The organism is Methylobacterium sp. E-025, from assembly GCF_022829705.1.
GTDB lineage: Bacteria > Pseudomonadota > Alphaproteobacteria > Rhizobiales > Beijerinckiaceae > Methylobacterium.
In genome coordinates this window covers 40,545-57,443 of record NZ_JAKSYR010000140.1, presented here as the reverse complement: position 1 = coordinate 57,443, position 16,899 = coordinate 40,545, and the positions used below count along the sequence as shown (strand labels likewise).

Below are 16,899 nucleotides of genomic sequence, written 5' to 3'. Positions count from 1 at the left end.
CGTGAGGTGGTGAAGATGCCGCGCAAGTCTGAGGACGGAGCCTTCTCGCGCCAACCGGACGTCCTGACGGTGCCCCCGGCGACCCTGCGCGGGAACCAAGCCTACGACGTTCTGCGCCGCGCGATCGTCTCGTGCCGGATCCTGCCGGGCATGCGCTTCACCGAGGCCGAAGTGATGGAGCGTTACGAACTCGGCAAGGCGAGTTGCCGGATTGCGCTGCAACGGCTGATCCAGGAGGGCTTCGTCGCTTCGATGCCGCGGCAGGGCTACCGGGCGGCCCCCGTCACCGTGAGGGATGTCGACGAGGTTTTCGCGCTCCGCGTTGTCCTCGAGCCGCTGGCCGCGCGGGGGGCAGCCGGCCGCGTAAACCGGGCCCAGCTCGAACGGCTGGAGCGGGCCTGCCGCGACCGTGCCGTGACCGACGTCGGCAACCAGATCGACTTCTTCCTCGAAGCCAACCGCAGCTTCCACATGGCGATCGCGGTCTCGGCCGGTAACCAGCGCCTGTGCCGGACGCTGTCGGGCCTCCTCGACGAGATGACCCGGCTCGTTGCGCTGGGGTTCGGCGTGCAGGGCGTCCGGCCGAACATCGAGAATGACCACAGCCTGATGATCGAATGCCTAGTCGCCGGCGATGCCGACGGAGCAGAAGATGTGGCGCGCCGTCACGTCGAGACGTTCCGCGAGATGACGATGCAAAAGGTCGTCCAGAGCCTTCGTGATACCGCCGCCCTCGTGCCGATCGATGCGGCGCTCCAGAGCGGCGACGGCTCCGCATGAGCGTCGTTTCAATCAGGGGCGTGAACAAATGGTTCGACCGGCGCGAGGGCGAGCCACTCCATGTTCTGCAGAACATCGACATCGAGGTGCCGGCGAGGGCGATCGTCGCGCTGCTCGGAGCCTCAGGATGCGGCAAGAGTACCCTCCTGAACATCATCGCCGGACTGATCCCGCCCGACAGCGGAACCGTGCTTCTCGACGATGTGCCGTCCGCCGAATTCCGGAACTGGCACTCGATGACCTACATGTTCCAGGAGGATCGGCTGCTGCCCTGGCGCACGGCGGCCCAGAACGTCGCGTTCGGGCTCGAGGCTGAGAGCCTTCCCGCGACGGAGCGGCGCCGGCGCGCCCGCGAGACGTTGGCCCTCGTCGGGCTCGCCGGCTTTGAGGACGTCTATCCGCACGAGTTGTCCGGCGGCATGCGCAGCCGCGTCGCCCTCGCGCGCAGCCTCGTAACCGAGCCGGCGATCCTCCTGATGGACGAGCCGTTCTCCAAGCTCGACCCGTCGATCCGGGCGCAGATGCATGCCGAGGTCCTGCGCATCGCGAGCCTGCGGAAGATGACGCTGATCTTCGTCACCCACGACGTCGAGGAGGCGATCGTCCTCGCCGACCACGTCGTCGTCTTGCATCCGCGTCCCGGGCGCGTCGGCGAGGCGCGTGCGATTGATCTGCCCTATCCGCGCAACCCGCTGGCGCCGGACGTCGCCGAGGCGGTGCGCGGCCTGCGCCTCGCCCTCGCAGGCTTGAGTCCCGCGTCATGCTAGAGCGGACGCCCCCACCCTTGCGCACGCCGCCATCCCTCCGCGCGACGCGCCGCGCCGCGACCAGATCGCGTCGCCTGCGCCTCGTCGCGATGCGCTTCGGCCTGATCGCTCTCGGGCTGGCCGCCTGGCAGGCGGCATCACTGCACGCGCCGAGCTTCGTCCTGCCGAGCCCCGCCCGAGTCTGGAGCGCGTGGTGCGCGCTCGTCGCCTCGAAGAGCTTTGCCTCCGACCTCGGCATCACCTTCGGCCGCGTCGCATCCGGCTTCGCGCTGGCCGCTTTGGTCGGGCTTCCGCTCGGACTGCTGCTCGGTGCGAGCCGGGCGCTGGGCGCGTTCTTCGAACCAGTCCTGACGGTTGTGAACACGGTTTCCTCGACCATCTGGGCGATCTTCGCGCTGATCTGGTTCGGGCTGTCGAACTGGACCACGATCTTCGTGGTGTTCATGACCGCGATGCCGCTGATCCTGACCAACGTCTGGCAGGGCACGCGGACGGTGAACGCCGACTACCTCGAACTCGCGCGCACCTTCCGCATGCCGCGGTGGAAAGTGCTCTTCAAGGTCTATCTCCCGACGATCCTGCCGTCGTTCTTCTCGGGCGCACGCCTCGCCTTCGGGTTCGGCGCACGCGTCAGCCTGGTGGCCGAGTCCCTCGGGGCCAGCAGCGGCATCGGCTACCGCCTGCGGCAGGCCGCCGACCTCGTCCAGACCGATCAGGTCTTCGCGTGGACGCTCACCCTAGTCACGCTGATGATCGGGCTTGAATCCCTCGTGCTGAAGCCCCTGGAGCGGCGTCTCTTCGCCTGGAAGCGGACCGCGCAGACATGACCATCGCCCTTCGCCACCGCCCCCACGGTGCCTTCGACCGCGACGACCACGACCTTTGGAGACGTGCCTCGATGACCGTGATGAAACGCGTCGGCCTGGTCGCCGCAGCCCTCGCGAGCCTTGCCGCCGCACCATGCCCCGCACGCGCCGAGACCGTGCGGATCGGCTACTGGAGTTCCGGGGTGAGCCTCGGCTTCGGGGCCGTCCTCGAAGCCGGCAAGTTCATGGAGAAGGAAGGGCTCACCGTCGAGTACCTCAAGTTCCCGGACGTGAACGCGCCGACCAAGGCCATGGCCGCGGGCGCGATCGATTTCGCCATCGCTGCCAGCGCGGGAACGTCCTTCAGCGTCGCCTCCGACGGCCTCCCCCTCAGCATCGTGCTGGCGACCCAGGTGGCCGACCTCGACTTCGTCGTCCCGGAAGCCTCGCCGATCCGGACGATGGCCGACCTGAAGGGCAAGAAGATCGGGACCTCGCCCTCGGGCAGCGCCACCGCGGCGATCACCTCCGCGATCCTGGAGACGAATTACGGCATCAAGCCCTCGGACTACGAAAGCGTGCCGGGCAACGATCCGCGGCTGGCGCAATTCCTGGCGCAGAAGGACATCGACGCGGCCGCCCTGCGCACGGTCACCCTGGCCCTGCTGCCCGATGCCAAGCTGCGCAAGCTCGGCTCCTTCCGCGCCGAGTGGAAGGCGATCACCAAGCAGGACGCGCCGCCCGTCCTCGGCGTCGGGCTGATGCGCAACGACTGGCTCAAGGCCAACCCCGCGGGGGCCGCCAAGGTCGTCGCCGCCATGCGCAAGGCCTACGAGTTCGGCAAGGGTGACAAGGCCGCGGTTGCACAGGCGCTCATGGCGGCGGCCAACCTCGGCGAAGCCGACGCGAAGGCCTACGCCGCCCTCTGGGATCACATCTACACCGTCAGCATGGAGCCGGCCGACGTCGCCTCCCTGAAGAACGAGTTCGCGGTGTTCAAGGCCGTCGGCGTCGTCAAGGGCGACCTGCCCGACGCCGCGCTGGTGACCGGCCCCTACGAGGCGTCGAAGGCGATCCGGTGACCGCCCGCGCCATTCAACGATCAACCGGAGGAGACAGCATGTCCGAGACGATGAAGGCCCTCGTGCTTCGCCAGCATGGCGAGATCAGCGACCTCGCCGTCGTCCACGACCACCCGAAGCCGAAGGCCGGCCCCGGCGAAGTCGTGATCCGGGTCGGCGCCTCGTCGTTCAACTACCACGACGTCTTCACCGTGAAGGGCATGCCCGGCATCAAGGTACCGTTTCCGGTGGTGATCGGCCTCGACATGGCCGGGCAGGTTGTCGAACTCGGCGAGGGCGTCGCGAACTGGAAGGCGGGCGACCGCGTCCTCGTCAACCCGCTCAACAAGGCCAAGGGCCTGATGGGCGAGATGATGGACGGCGGCATGGCTGAATACTGCCGCGTCTCCGCCGACCAACTGATCGCGATGCCCCCGGACGTGAGCTACGCCGACGCGGCGTCCCTGCCGGTGGCCTACGGCACCGCGCACCGGATGCTGATCACCCACAAGACGGTCAAGGCGGGCGACCGGGTCCTGATCCTCGGCGCCAGCGGCGGCGTCGGCACCGGATGCGTGATGCTGGCCAAGCAACTTGGCGCCGAGGTGATCGCCTGCGCCGGCAGCGCCGACAAGATGGCGCGCCTGACCGAACTCGGCGCCGACCACGTCGTCAACTACCGCGAGACCGACTTCTCGAAATGGGCGATCCAGACCTACGGCAAGCCCCAGCGGCGCACCTACGAGGGCGGCGTGGACGTGGTCATCAACTTCACCGGCGGCGACACCTGGGTGCCGTCGCTGAAGTGCCTGAAGCGAGGCGGGACCCTGCTGGTCTGCGGCGCCACCGCCGGCCACGATCCGAAGGAGGATCTCCGCTACGTCTGGAGCTTCGAACTCAAGATCGTCGGGTCCAACAGCTTCTACGACGACGACCTCTCGGCGTTGATGGACATGATCCAGGCCGGCACGCTCAAGCCGGTCGTCGACAAGGTGCTCTCCCTCGAAGAGGCCGCCGAGGGCCTTCGCATGATCCAGGACCGCGAGGTCATGGGCAAGATCGTCGTCGCTCCCTAGGACCGGATCAACAGCATGTCGGACACCTCACTCACCAAGGAACAGGTCGAGGCGCTGCTTCTGCGCGGGCCGTTCCACCAGTGGCTCGGCCTCGGCGTCGTGGCCGTCGGCGAGGGCACGATCGAACTCGCGGCCACGTGGCGTCCGGAATGGGTCGTCAACGCCGAGAAGGGCTACACGCACGGCGGCATCCTCGCGACGCTGGTCGACCTCACGGCCGACTGGGCGCTGGTGTCGAAGACCGGACGCGGCGTGCCGACGGTGGACCTGCGCGTCGACTACCATCGGGCGGCGATGCAGGGGAACCTGCGCTGCCTTGGCAAGGTCGTGAAGTTCGGCGGCCAGATCTCGGTCGCCGAGGCGCAGATCCTCGACGCCGAGGGCCGCCTGCTAGCCAGCGGGCGCGGCGTCTACATGACGGCACCGGCGAAGTGATCGTGCCGACCGGCGCCGGCGAAGGGATCGCGCTTTCTAGGGGGCGGACGGCATGAGCCGCCCCGCGAGCCGATCCGCCTATGACGGACTGGACCATGTCGTCGTCAACGCGATGCGCGACATGGACGCCGCCGCGGAGACCTTCACGGCGCTCGGCTTCCGGCTGACGCCGCGCGGGCATCACTCGCTCGGATCGATCAACCACCTGATGATGACGCGGGGGCCGTATCTCGAGCTGGTCGGTGTGCCGGAACTCGGGCTCCAGCGCCGCGACGTACTCGACTCGCCCTTCGGCCTGAACGGCCTCGTCATCGCCAGCGGCGATGCGGACGCGAGCTTCGCGCGGCTGAGCCGGACCGGGCTGCCTGTCGAGACGCCGGCGACGTTCTCCCGCCCGGTGACCGTCGCCGGGCGGACCGAAGAGGCGCGCTTCCGCACCGTTCGGTTTCCCGCCCACCTCTTCCCGGCGGGCCGGATCTACTATTGCGAGCACCTGACGCCGGACCTCGTCTGGCGACCGGAATGGTTCGCCCACCCCAACGGCTTCAACTGGATCGATCGGGTCGTCGTCACGAGCCGCGATCCCGAGGCGGAGGCCGTCCGCTACGCGGCCGCCTGCAACGCGCTCGCGCAGCCCGATGCCGACGGGTGGTCCATCCGGCTCGGGGACTTCCACCTCCACGTCGTCGCCGGCGGCGCGCCGCGCTTCTTCGAACTGGGGTTGCGCTTCGATACCCTGGAGGAGATCGAGCGCCGGGCCCGTGCCCTGCCGGGGGCCCTGTGGCTTCGCCACGACGCCGCCCGCGCAACCCTGACGCTCGCCGCCCTCGACCTTCTCGTGACCTGCCGGAGTTCATGATGAGCCGCGCCGACGCGATCGACAACCTCGGCGCCCTCGTCGACCGCTCCGGCGATCCGGACCGGCCGGTCTTCATCGGGTTCGACGGCGAGGCGCGCGAGACCGTGATGACCCGCGCCGGCCTCGACGCGATGGCCGACGCGTTCGCCCGCGGTCTCCTGCGCGGGGGACTCGCGCGCGGCGACCGGATCGCGATCCTCGCGGCGAACCGGCCCGAGACTGTCGCCCTCGTCCTTGGAGCCATGCGGGCCGGGATCGTGCCCACACCGGTAAATCACAAGTTTCCCGCGTCGACGGTGGCGTGGGTGATCGCCGATTGCGGCGCCCGCCTCGTCGTCTGCGACGCCGCCCGGCACGCGGCCTTCGCGGGTGCCGTCCCCATCGCCGTCTTCGACCGCGACGGTCCGGATGGGCTGGCATCCTGGCTCGACCCCGGCGCGTTCGAGGCTGTTCGGCCGTGGGCCGACGAGGCGGCGCTCTGCCTCTATACCTCGGGGTCGACGGGGCGGCCCAAGGGGGTGATGTTGGGCCATGCCGCCCACCTCTGGGTGGTGCGCACGCGGATGGCGGAGGCGGACCTCCGCGCTGAGCGCCTGCTCATCGCCGCGCCGCTCTACCACATGAACGCGCTGGCCCTTGCGCTCCTGGTCTGCGCCTCGGGATCGAGCGCGGTGCTGCTCCCGCAATTCGACGCGAAGCGCTACATCGCGGCGGTCGGGCGATACGGCTGCACCTGGCTCACCGCCGTGCCGCCGATGATCGCGATGATGCTGCGCGAGGCGGGCGCCCTGGCCGAAGCCGACCTCTCGGGGGTCCGCACCCTGCGCATGGGCTCTGCGCCGGTGAACGAGACCCTCATGGACCAGACCCGGACGCTGCTTCCGAACGCCCGGATCATCAACGCCTACGGCACGACCGAGGGCGGTCCGATCGTCTTTTCCGGCCATCCCTCGGGCCTTCCCATCCCGGTCGGCTCGGTCGGCCACCCGCATCCCCAGGTGCCCGTCCGCCTGGTCGGGCCGGAGGCGCCGGACCTCGGCGTGCTGCAGTTGAAGAGTCCGGCGATCATGCTCGGCTACCACCACCGCCCGGACACCCCTTCCCCGATCACGTCCGACGGCTACTACGACACCGGCGACGTGTTCCGCCGCGATGCGGACGGATTCTACTTCTTCGTCGGCCGTGCCGACGACATGTTCGTCTCGGGCGGCGAAAACATCTTCCCCGGGGAGGTCGAGACGGTGATCGAGACGCATCCGGACGTGCTCCAGGCCTGCGTCGTGCCGGTGGAGGACGCGATCAAGGGGACGAAGCCCGTCGCCTTCGTGGTGCGCCGCCCGGGCGCGGCCGTCACCGAGGCGGAGGTCAAGAGCCACGTGCTCGCCCACGCCCCAGCCTACCAGCACCCGCGCCGGGTCTGGTTCCTCCAGGGTATGCCCCTCGCCGCGACGGGCAAGATCGACCGCAAGGCGCTCCTCTCGCAGGCCGAGGCGGATCTGCGCAAGGCGGATCTGCGCGGCTCTGATGCGACCGGCTCATGAGCCGTCCGACCGATAGGGACCGACCCTGGGTCTCCCAGGCGATCCGGCGGATCGAGGCCGACATCAACCGCTCGGCGGACACGCACCTGATCCGGCTGCCCCTTCCGCACGCCCCCGGGATCGAGCTCTATCTCAAGGACGAGTCGAGCCATCCCACCGGCAGCCTGAAGCACCGCCTCGCCCGCTCGCTGTTCCTCTACGCCCTGTGCAACGGCTGGATCGGCCCCGAGACGACGATCGTCGAGTCCTCCAGCGGCTCGACGGCCATCTCGGAAGCGTATTTCGCACGTCTGCTCGGGCTGCGCTTCTTCGCGGTAATGCCGCGCTCGACCTCGGCCGAGAAGGTCGCCACGATCGCCTTCCACGGCGGAGAACCACACCTCATCGACGGCGGGAACGTCAGCGACGCTGCCCAATCGCTCGCCGGCGAGATCGGCGGCCATTACATGGACCAGTTCACCTTCGCCGAACGGGCGACGGACTGGCGCGGAAACAACAACATCGCCGAATCGATCTTCGCGCAGATGGCCCTGGAGGACGCCCCGGTCCCGGCCTGGATCGTCTGCGGCGCCGGCACCGGCGGTACGTCCGCGACCCTCGGCCGGTACATCCGCTACCGCACCTACCCGACGCGCCTGTGCGTCGCTGACCCGGACGGCTCGGTGTTTCACCGCCATCACGCCGACCGGACGGTCCAGGGCGTTCCCGCCTGCGGCAGCGTCATCGAGGGCGTCGGCCGGGCGCGGGTCGAGCCGTCCTTCATCCCTGACCTGATCGACCGCATGATCGCGGTGCCCGACGCGGCCAGCATCGCCGCGGCCCGGATGACGAGTGCCCGCCTCGGCCGACCCTGCGGCGGCTCAACGGGCACGAACGTTTGGGCTTGCCTGCATGTCGTCGAGGAGATGCGCGCGCGCGGCGAAACCGGATCGGTCGTCACTTTGCTCTGCGATTCCGGGGAGCGCTATCGCTCGACGCTCTACGACGACGGCTGGCTCGCCGCCCGGGGTATCGATCTGACGGAAGCCGAGACGCGCCTGGCCGCCTTGTTCGGGACCCTGGCATGACGGTGCCGCCTGCCCCGCAGCCTACAGTCGACGCCCCGAAACGCCACGCTGCCGGGTTCCCCCGATCCACCACGCGCCGGCGAACCCGAATGGAGACGACGCAATGGCCCACGCACTGTCTTCTGGCACCAACGGTCCCGTCGCGGGCCACGGGGCGAACCAGCCTGATCTTGACCGCCCCGAGATCCGCGAGGCCAGGGCCGACCTGGCCGCCTGCTTCCGCATGGCGGCCCGTCATGGGCTCGAGGAGGGCATCTGCAACCATTTCTCCGCCCTGGTGCCGGGTTACGACGATCTCTTCCTCGTCAACCCCTACGGCTACGCCTTCTCGGAGATGACCGCGTCCAAGCTCCTGGTCTGCGACCTCCACGGCACCGTCGTCGCGGGCAAGGGGCAGCCCGAGGCGACGGCGTTCTTCATCCACGCCCGGATCCACGCTCGCATCCCGCGGGCGCGCGTCGCCTTCCACACGCATATGCCCTACGCCACCGCCCTCTCGATGACGGAGGGCGAGCCGCTGATCTTCGCCGGCCAGACCGCGCTCAAGTTCTACGGCCGCACCGCGGTCGACCGCCACTACAACGGGCTCGCTCTCGACACCCGAGAGGGCGACCGCATCGCCGACGCCGTGGGCGAGGCCGACATCGTCTTCATGAAGCATCACGGGGTGATGGTCTTGGGACCCACCATCGCCGAGGTCTGGGACGACCTCTACTATCTCGAACGGGCGGCCGAGGTGCAGACCCTGGCCCTCTCCACCGGGCGGCAAGTCCTCCCCGTGGAACCCGCGATCGCCGAAGCTGCGTACCGCCAGATGCGCGCCGGCGATCCCGAATCTGCCCGTCTGCACCTTGCCGCGATCCGAAGGACCCTGGATCGCGAGGAGCCGGCATACCGGGATTGAGGCGACGGACGTAAACGACGGAACGGGCGACCTGATCGCCAATCCGCATGTTCGCGACGCCTACCTCGGTGGCTGACCCGGAACGGCCCGTGCGGATGCACCTCGGTCCTCTCCACCTTAGCGATGAGGCCGCACCGATACCGATCCTCGTGAGAGGGCGACATCTGATCCTCATGCGGGACGGCGAAAGGCTCGTCGCGGCGGAGCGGGCCTGCCCTCACGAAGGCGCCGACTTGTCGCTTGGACGCTGCGCGGCGGGCCGGATCCATTGTCCGAGGCACCTAGCCTCCTTCGACCTCGCATCAGGAGCGGTCTCGCCGGGCTGGTCCTTCCGTGCGCTTCGCCTTTACCGCGTGATCCGAGCGAATGATGGTCTCTGAACCACTATGGACTAGACCCGCGTGAAGCACTTCCTGCGCGGCCTGGAGCAGGTCGCCGTGTCCCGTTCGGACCGCACATGCTTCGCGCGACGCCTAACGCTCTGCGGACGGCGCGCAGCCGAAGCTCGTTCGATAGCTGCGGGAGAAGTGGGCGATACTCGAAAACCCGCAAGCCGTCGCGATTTCGCCGATCCTGAGCGGGCTCTGGCGAAGCAGACGCCGGGCGTGGGCGAGGCGGATCGCCTTGTACTGCGCCGAGAAGCTGAGGCCGCACTTCTCCCGGACCAACCGATCGAGATGGCGCTCGCTGAGTCCGGCGAGACCGGCCATCGCGCGCCGGCTGAGCGGTGCCTCGACGGTCGTCTCCATGGTCTCGAGGACGGTCAGCAGGGCGGGGTGATGGACCGCGTAGCGCTCGGCCGTGGACGCTCGCTGCGGATCGGCCGCGGCGCCGATTGCCGTGTGGAGAAACCAGTCCGAGACGCGCCGCGCGAACGCCTCGCCCATGCGCCCGGCGATCAGGGTATGGATCATGTCCAGGGGGGCGACGCCGCCGCCGCAGGTGAGACGGTCCGGATCGGTGACATAACGTGCGTGCGCGAGGCGCGAAGTCGGGAACGCTTCGACCGTAGCGCCGGCATATTCCCAGTGGACTGTGAAGGGACGATCCGAAAGGAGCCCGGCTGCGGCTATCACGTAAGGGCCGCCGGAAATCCCTCCGATGCGCACGCCGAACCGGGCCAGACGCCGCAGCACGGCGTGGATGACGGGTCGGTCCCACGCGGTCGGTTCTCCGCCGGCGCAGACGAAGACGGTATGGAGACGCCCGTGCTCGCGGGGCAGCCCCTCCGTCGGCACTTCCGCCCCGGAGGAGGATGCGATCCGGCCCTCTCCCGTCTCTCCGAAGTAGCGCAGCCGGTAGAGGTCGCGGCCGGCGAGTTGATTGGCGGCCCGGAACGGTTCGCATGCTGAGGCGAACGACAGAAGCGCGAAGCCGGGAAGCAGAAGGAAGCCGATTTCCTGGGTACGGTCCCCCGACGCCGCGACTCCCACACCCGCCGTTTTCTCCGCACCCTGTCCCATAGGCACAAAAAACCGTCTCTTGACGACAAGCGCAACGGCGAAGGTCGATCATGCTGGCCACCATTCGCCGTTTTCGCCGAGGGACGTACGCTAAATGCCCGGTTCCGTCGTCCCCACGCTGCATCCGTCTCCGACACGGGCTGCGCGCCGTTGCGGGTTCCCGCAGCAGGAAGCCGCCTGATGGCCGGACGGGTCGACGTCGCCGTGCTGGGCCTCGGCGCGATGGGAAGCGCGGCCCTCTATCAATTGGCGCGAAGGGGCGCCTCCGTGATCGGCCTCGATCGCTTCGCACCGCCCCATACCCTCGGGTCGAGCCACGGCGAGACGCGGATCACCCGCCAGGCCGTCGGCGAGGGGAGCGACTACGTCCCCTTCGTCATCGCCTCCCATCGCATCTGGCGCGAGCTCGAGGCGGAGACCGGGGAGCCCCTCCTGAACGCCTGCGGCGCCCTCGTCATGGCTCCCGGCGACGGCGTCTCTTCTCACCACGGCAAGCCGGATTTCGTCGGCCGCTCGGTAAGTGCGGCACGCAGGTTCGGGATCGCGCACGAGGTGCTCGACGGTGCGGCTGTCGCCCGTCGCTTTCCGCTATTCCTGAACCTCGCCGGCGACGAGAAGGCCTATTACGAGCCCGGCGGCGGCTACGTCTTCCCCGAGCGATGCGTTGCCGTGCAGTTGCGGCGCGCGGGCGAACGGGGCGCCGAGATCCGGACGGGGTGCGAAGTCCTGGCCCTGCGCCAGGACGCGGCCGGCGTGCATGTCAAGACGGCCGACGGCAGCATCCTCGCGGACCGCGCCGTCGTCAGCGCCGGCGCGTGGACCGCTCCGCTCCTCGGCCGCCCGTTCGACAGGCTGCTCACGGTCCGGCGCCAGCTCCTGCACTGGTACGCCGTCGACGATGTCTCGGCCTACGGACCCCGGGCTCCGGTCTTCATCTGGATGTACGGTACCGGTGACACCGACTACCTTTACGGCTTCCCGCCGATGCCAGGCGTCCGTTCGATCAAGGTCGCGACCGAGCAGTATGACACGGCCACCACCGCCGATGCGGTCGAGCGCGCCGTCGATCCGGGTGAGGCGGAAGCGATGTATCGGCTGCGCGTAAAGGGGCGCCTCGCCGGCGCGACTGCGGAGGTCGTCCGATCCGCTGCTTGCGTCTACACCGTGACGCCCGACCGCGGTTTCATCATCGACCGCCACCCGGAGATGGACCGGGTGCTCGTGGTCTCCGCTTGCTCCGGCCACGGGTTCAAGCATTCGGCCGGCATCGGTGAGGCCGTGGCCGAGGAAATGACCGGCGGCGGTAGCCCGATTGATCTCGCGCCCTTCGCGCTCGCGCGATTCCAATGATAGGCCTGACGATGGCTCGTCGATTGCTTGACGCGAAACCACACCGCCTGACCAGGACCGATCCGATGCAACAGACGATCCGCGCCCTCATGACTGCCGGCGCGCTGGCCGCCACCTCGGTCTTCGTGCCCCTCGGCGGTGCCGCCGCCGCCGATGGGATCGAAGCGATCAAGCAGCGCGGGACGCTGATTGTCGGCGTCAAGGCCGACTACAAGCCCTTCGGCTTCCGCGATCCGAGCGGCGCGATCATCGGACTCGAGCCGGACCTGGCCGCCGACGTCGCCAAGCGCCTCGGGGTGAAGCTCGAACTGGTGCCGGTGGTCTCGGCCAATCGGATCGAGTTCCTGCAGCAGGGCAAGGTCGACCTGCTGATCGCCACGCTCTCCGACAAGCCGGAACGCCGCCGCGTGATCCAGGCCATCGACCCGCAATACTACTCGGACTTCGTCAACGTGATGCTGCCCAAGACTGCAGGCATTACGGATTGGGCGCAGCTGAAGGGCAAGCCGCTCTGCGCGACCTCCGGTGCCTGGTACAACAAGGACGTGGCGCGCACTTACGGCGCGGAGATCGTCGCCTTCGACGGCTCCGAGAAGCCGCTCTTCGCGCTCAAGCAGGGCAACTGCCTCGGCTACCTCTACGACCAGAGCATGCTGCAGGGTAAGCTCCTCGACGAAGACTGGAAGGCGGCCTACGCCCTCCCCTTGACGGGCATTCTGGATGCGCCGTGGATGATGGCCGTCGCCCCCGGCAACACCTCGCTCCAGACGATGATGGAGGCGACCACCAAGGACTGGATGAAGTCCGGCCTCATCATCGACGAAGAGAAGAAGTGGGGCATCGAGCCGACCAGCTACTCGAAGGCGATGCACGAGAAGTACAAGAACGCGACCAACTGATGCTCCACCCTCAGCAAGCCCGGCCGCGGCGGCCGCGATGATCGACACGATTCAGGCCTGGTTCCAGCATCTCTACGAGACCACGGGCCTCAACTTCACGATCTTCTACGACCCCTACGACTGGCATCGCTACGTCGGGGGCCTGCGGACGACGCTCATGCTCGGGGTCACCACGATCCTGGCGAGCCTCGCGATCGGCGCGGTCGGCGCACTCCTCCAGAGCAGCCCGTCCCGCCTGCTGCGCGGGCTCGTCAACGGCTTCGTCGTCCTCTTCTGCAACACGCCGCCGCTGGTGCAAATCTTCTTCTTCTACTTCGGCATCGGCACGCTTCTGCCTGCGGCGCAGACCGCGGACGGGCTGCGTGCGCCCATCCTCGACAACGTGCAGTGGGCGATCGTCTCGCTGTCGCTGTTTGCCGGAGCGTTCAACGTCGAGATCTTCCGCTCCGGCATCGATGCGGTGCCGAAGACCACCGTCGAGGCCGCCGAGGCCCTCGGCTACACCCGGCTGAAGGCCTACCGTCACGTCGTCCTGCCGCTGGCGCTCCGGGTCTGCCTGCCGGCCCTGAACAACAACCTGATCAACCTCCTCAAGACGACGACCCTGGCATATGCCATCGCGGTCCCGGAGACGCTCTACGCCGTCAAGCAGATCTGGTCCGAGTCACAGAACGTGCTGGAGATGATGCTCGTGCTGCTCGCGACCTACGCCGTCCTCGTCGGCGCGCTCGTATGGATCATGCACCGCTGGGAGCAGGCCCTGCGCATTCCGGGATACGGCCGATCAGCGGCCGACACGCGAACGCCCCGCCCGCCCGCGACGCGGGTCGGCCGGGCGATCTGCCGGTCCTGCTGCCCTTCGCGTTGTCTCGCAACGGCCCGGCGATCCGGCTTCGCCCGGTCCACGGCTGGCTGCTGTGCGGCCTGGCCGCCGTCGTGCTCCCGGCCTGGGCGCAGGATGGCGGCGCCGTGTCCTCTCCGTTGGAGGTGGTCATCCGTTGGGCGCCCCTGCTGCTCACGGGCTTCGCCTTTAACGTCGCGATCTCGCTCATGGCGATGCTGCTCGGGACGGTGGCCGGTACGGGGCTCGGCATCGCCATGCTCGCCGAGGGGCGGATCCTGTCGCGCGCCGCCTGGACGGTGACGCAGGTCTTCCGCAACGTGCCGTGGCTGGTGCTGCTGTTCTTCGTGATGTTCCTGGTGCCCTTCCAGGTCACGGTGCTCGGCATGCGTGTGCCGCTGCCGGACTGGATCAAGGCGACGTTCGGGTTCAGCCTTCCGGTGATGGCCAACGTCGCGGAGATCGTCCGCGGCGCGGTGCGCTCTGTGCCGACGACGCAGTGGGAGGCCGCCGAGTCTCTGGCCTTCACCCGCCGGCAGATCCTGTGGCGCATCATCCTGCCGCAATGCGCCAAGCGCATGCTGCCGCCCTGGATGAACGTCTACGCCCTGATCGCGATGGCCACCGTGCAGGCCTCGATCGTCGGCGTCACCGAGATGCTGACGCTCACCGCACAGGTGCATGCAGCCGAGGGGGGAAGGCCTGAGCTGTTCGCGCCGCTCTACGGCTTCGCCCTGCTCTGCTTCTTCTTCTACTGCTATCCGATCGATCGGCTGACCGCCCGCCTCGAACGCCGCTTCGAAACCCGCTGAACCCGATCTCGAGTGACCATGGCTGGTATCCCGCCTTCGACTTGGACGCCCGATCAGCCGATCGTGCAGGTGATCGACGTGCACAAGGCGTTCGGGACGTTCGAAGTCCTGAAGGGAATCAGCTTCGACGTCCGCAAGGGCGAGGTCGTCTGCATCATCGGCCCGTCGGGTTCAGGCAAGTCGACGCTGATCCGGTGCATCAACGCGCTCGTGCCCGTGACGGCGGGCACGATCCGCGTCGCGGGGATCGAGGTCGCCGATCCGAAGCTCGACAAGCTCGCCCTGCGCCGCAAGGTCGGCATGGTGTTTCAGCAGTACAACTTGTTTCCCCACAAGACCGCGCTGGCCAACGTGATGATGGCCCCCATCCACGTCCTGGGCCAAGACCAGCGCGAGGTCGAGGTCCGGGCCCGCGCGCTGCTGGCCAAGGTCCGGCTCGCCGGCAAGGAGGACGCCTACCCGGGCGAACTTTCGGGCGGTCAGCAGCAGCGGGTGGCGATCGCCCGGTCGCTCGCGATGCGGCCCGACGTGATGCTGTTCGACGAGGTCACCGCCGCGCTCGATCCCGAGACCGTCAAGGAGGTACTGGTCACCATCCGCGAACTGGCCGAGGAGGGCATGACCTGCCTGCTCGTGACCCACGAGATGAACTTCGCGCGCGATGTCGCGGACCACATCTACTTCACCGACCGTGGCGTGATCGTCGAGCACGGGTCGCCGGCGACATTCTTCGCGTCTGCCCAGGACGAGCGCACCCGCCGCTTCCTCTCGCAGGTTCTCTGAACCGTAGGGCAATCCGCGCTTCTGCCCTTGCGCCTTTGGCCCAAGCGGGCGCGGTCCCGGTCGACATCCCTCCGAGAGCCTCGGGACGAGGGCTTCGAGGGCGTCTCTGCCGACCCGCCGGGGTACGATGACGGCGAGGTCTGCATCACGGCCTTGGAGACCGGGCTTACCGGCACCTTCCGACTCACCGTCCGCAAGGACCTCGGCTACACATGGCCGTTCGCCGAGCTGATGACGATCGGCCTGCACGAGAGCCTCGACGAGGCGATGCGGCAGGCGGTGCGCGAGATGGTGCGCCACGTCTGCGCCCGCATCGGGCTGACCCGCAACCAAGCCTACATGCTGTGCTCGCTCGCCGGGAACCTGCGCATCACCCAGACGGTCGACGGCAACAAGGGCGTGCACATGCTGATGCCGAAGAGTGCCTTGCCGGCCAAGGCTTGAGCGGGACCTCCACGGGGCCACTGCGCCGGCGCCCCGCACGGCGCCAGTCCCCGTGCGGGGCGCCGATCACAGACGCTTCAGCCAGCGCAGCCAGTCCGGATGGTGGAACAGGGTGCGGGCGCGCATAAGCTTCCAAGTGCCGTACTTGTAGAAGTCGAAATCGAGCAGCGAGACCGTTTCCTGGATCATCGCCCAGGTCGACCACTTCAGGTCGGCCAGCGCCTTCAGCACCTGGATACGCGTGGCGATCACCGGGTCCCAGCGCCCGAAATAGACTTCAATCATCTCGCGCTCGACGCCGTCCGAGAACGCCATCTCGTCGAACCACAGGGCGAGTTCGTAGGCGCGCTCGTTGTTCGAGGCGTATTCGAAGTCGACCAGCATGACCTGGTCATGCTGGTCGATGAGGAAGTTGCCGGCGAGCGTGTCATTCATGCACGGCACGAGGTCGAGGCCGGACGCCAGAAGCGCCGCCTTCGCCTCGCCGTAGCGCCGCATCAGGAACGGGGCGTCCTCGGGCTGGCGCCCACCGACCTCGGCGACCTGCGCGACGTGTTCGTCGATCATATCGAACACGGTCTTGGTCAGGCTCAAGGGGCCGGAATCGTTGAAGGTCTTCAGCGCCCGCACCGTGTTTCCGCGGACGGCCGGCCGCAGGAAGTCGAGGTTCGAGGTGGCGCGAAAGCCCTCGAGGAAGGCGAAGATCTCGACGCCGGGGTCGGGCAGGAAGTCGACCACCTCGGCGCCGACGCCGCTCGCATGGGCCTTCCGGCTCGCCTCGACGGCCACCGTTCGGGTGATGAACATCTCGGTCCCGCGCCCCGGCACCTTCACGAAGAAGTCCTGCGCGGCGCCGGACGAGACCTGCCAGTTCGCATTGCTGATCCCGCCGGAGACCGGGCGATAGCGAAGTGCGGCGCCTTGCCAGCGCGGTACACGCGCGAGGATCGCCTCGAGATCGCGCTCGGCCGCGCTCAGCCCGTCGCCCAGGGCCTTCCACATCGTCGTCCT

At 68.4% G+C, this 16,899-nt stretch carries 17 protein-coding genes and 2 pseudogenes; 17 read left to right on the top strand and 2 right to left on the bottom strand.

Annotation, left to right across the window (positions count from 1 at the left end):
• Positions 1–15: 15 nt before the first annotated feature.
• The 11 genes from MKK64_RS20655 to MKK64_RS28290 all read left to right on the top strand — a co-directional run bounded on the left by MKK64_RS20655 (position 16) and on the right by MKK64_RS28290 (position 9,676).
• Positions 16–780 (top strand): GntR family transcriptional regulator, encoded by a 765-nt coding sequence (locus MKK64_RS20655; protein WP_243936839.1) that lies wholly within the window; start codon positions 16–18, stop codon positions 778–780.
• Positions 777–1,547 carry an ABC transporter ATP-binding protein gene (locus MKK64_RS20650; protein WP_243936807.1) on the top strand — a complete coding sequence of 257 codons (771 nt, stop codon included), beginning with the start codon at positions 777–779 and terminating at the stop codon, positions 1,545–1,547. Before MKK64_RS20655 ends, MKK64_RS20650 begins: the two co-directional genes overlap by 4 nt.
• Before the next feature lie 17 nt (positions 1,548–1,564).
• Complete coding sequence (locus MKK64_RS20645; RefSeq protein ID WP_243936806.1) at positions 1,565–2,374, top strand: ABC transporter permease; 810 nt, start codon at positions 1,565–1,567, stop codon at positions 2,372–2,374.
• The gene (locus tag MKK64_RS20640; RefSeq protein WP_243936804.1) at positions 2,371–3,435 is read left to right on the top strand and encodes an ABC transporter substrate-binding protein; all 1,065 of its coding nucleotides are present in this window, start codon (positions 2,371–2,373) and stop codon (positions 3,433–3,435) included. Before MKK64_RS20645 ends, MKK64_RS20640 begins: the two co-directional genes overlap by 4 nt.
• Before the next feature lie 38 nt (positions 3,436–3,473).
• Entirely contained in the window at positions 3,474–4,490 is a 1,017-nt protein-coding gene (locus tag MKK64_RS20635; RefSeq protein ID WP_243936802.1) for a zinc-binding dehydrogenase, read from the top strand.
• A 15-nt stretch (positions 4,491–4,505) separates the two neighbouring features.
• Entirely contained in the window at positions 4,506–4,925 is a 420-nt protein-coding gene (locus MKK64_RS20630; protein ID WP_147726782.1) for a PaaI family thioesterase, read from the top strand.
• A 52-nt stretch (positions 4,926–4,977) separates the two neighbouring features.
• Complete coding sequence (locus tag MKK64_RS20625) at positions 4,978–5,784, top strand: VOC family protein (protein WP_243936800.1); 807 nt, start codon at positions 4,978–4,980, stop codon at positions 5,782–5,784.
• Positions 5,784–7,325, top strand: a complete 1,542-nt coding sequence (locus tag MKK64_RS20620) for a class I adenylate-forming enzyme family protein (RefSeq protein ID WP_147843120.1) — start codon at positions 5,784–5,786, stop codon at positions 7,323–7,325. Before MKK64_RS20625 ends, MKK64_RS20620 begins: the two co-directional genes overlap by 1 nt.
• A complete protein-coding gene (locus MKK64_RS20615) occupies positions 7,322–8,392 on the top strand; it encodes a PLP-dependent cysteine synthase family protein (protein ID WP_243936798.1) in 1,071 nt (356 codons plus the stop codon). Before MKK64_RS20620 ends, MKK64_RS20615 begins: the two co-directional genes overlap by 4 nt.
• Before the next feature lie 103 nt (positions 8,393–8,495).
• Positions 8,496–9,296, top strand: coding sequence for an aldolase (locus MKK64_RS20610; RefSeq protein ID WP_243936797.1), 801 nt, complete (start codon positions 8,496–8,498; stop codon positions 9,294–9,296).
• Between the two features lie 47 nt (positions 9,297–9,343).
• Positions 9,344–9,676, top strand: coding sequence for a Rieske (2Fe-2S) protein (locus MKK64_RS28290; RefSeq protein WP_313898927.1), 333 nt, complete (start codon positions 9,344–9,346; stop codon positions 9,674–9,676).
• A gap of 93 nt (positions 9,677–9,769) precedes the next feature.
• Here MKK64_RS28290 and MKK64_RS20600 read toward each other — a convergent pair whose 3' ends face one another.
• Positions 9,770–10,729: a GlxA family transcriptional regulator gene (locus tag MKK64_RS20600; RefSeq protein WP_243936795.1), complete on the bottom strand. Its 960-nt coding sequence runs from the start codon at positions 10,727–10,729 to the stop codon at positions 9,770–9,772.
• A 210-nt stretch (positions 10,730–10,939) separates the two neighbouring features.
• On the opposite strand from MKK64_RS20600, the gene solA reads away from it, so the two are divergent.
• The 6 genes and pseudogenes from solA to MKK64_RS20570 form a co-directional block, all read left to right on the top strand.
• Positions 10,940–12,109: an N-methyl-L-tryptophan oxidase gene (solA, locus tag MKK64_RS20595; RefSeq protein WP_243936793.1), complete on the top strand. Its 1,170-nt coding sequence runs from the start codon at positions 10,940–10,942 to the stop codon at positions 12,107–12,109.
• A gap of 65 nt (positions 12,110–12,174) precedes the next feature.
• A complete protein-coding gene (locus tag MKK64_RS20590) occupies positions 12,175–13,008 on the top strand; it encodes a transporter substrate-binding domain-containing protein (protein WP_243936792.1) in 834 nt (277 codons plus the stop codon).
• A gap of 37 nt (positions 13,009–13,045) precedes the next feature.
• Positions 13,046–13,792, top strand: a pseudogene (locus tag MKK64_RS20585) (amino acid ABC transporter permease); the annotation flags it as partial.
• Positions 13,792–14,661, top strand: a complete 870-nt coding sequence (locus tag MKK64_RS20580) for an amino acid ABC transporter permease (protein WP_409567988.1) — start codon at positions 13,792–13,794, stop codon at positions 14,659–14,661. The pseudogene MKK64_RS20585 and the gene MKK64_RS20580, both read left to right, overlap by 1 nt.
• Positions 14,662–14,679: 18 nt before the next feature.
• Entirely contained in the window at positions 14,680–15,444 is a 765-nt protein-coding gene (locus tag MKK64_RS20575; RefSeq protein WP_279593287.1) for an amino acid ABC transporter ATP-binding protein, read from the top strand.
• A gap of 129 nt (positions 15,445–15,573) precedes the next feature.
• A pseudogene (locus MKK64_RS20570) lies at positions 15,574–15,888 on the top strand (amidase); the annotation flags it as partial.
• A gap of 66 nt (positions 15,889–15,954) precedes the next feature.
• On the opposite strand, the gene MKK64_RS20565 reads toward MKK64_RS20570, so the two are convergent.
• Positions 15,955–16,890 (bottom strand): choline kinase family protein, encoded by a 936-nt coding sequence (locus tag MKK64_RS20565; protein WP_147726775.1) that lies wholly within the window; start codon positions 16,888–16,890, stop codon positions 15,955–15,957.
• Positions 16,891–16,899: the final 9 nt, after the last annotated feature.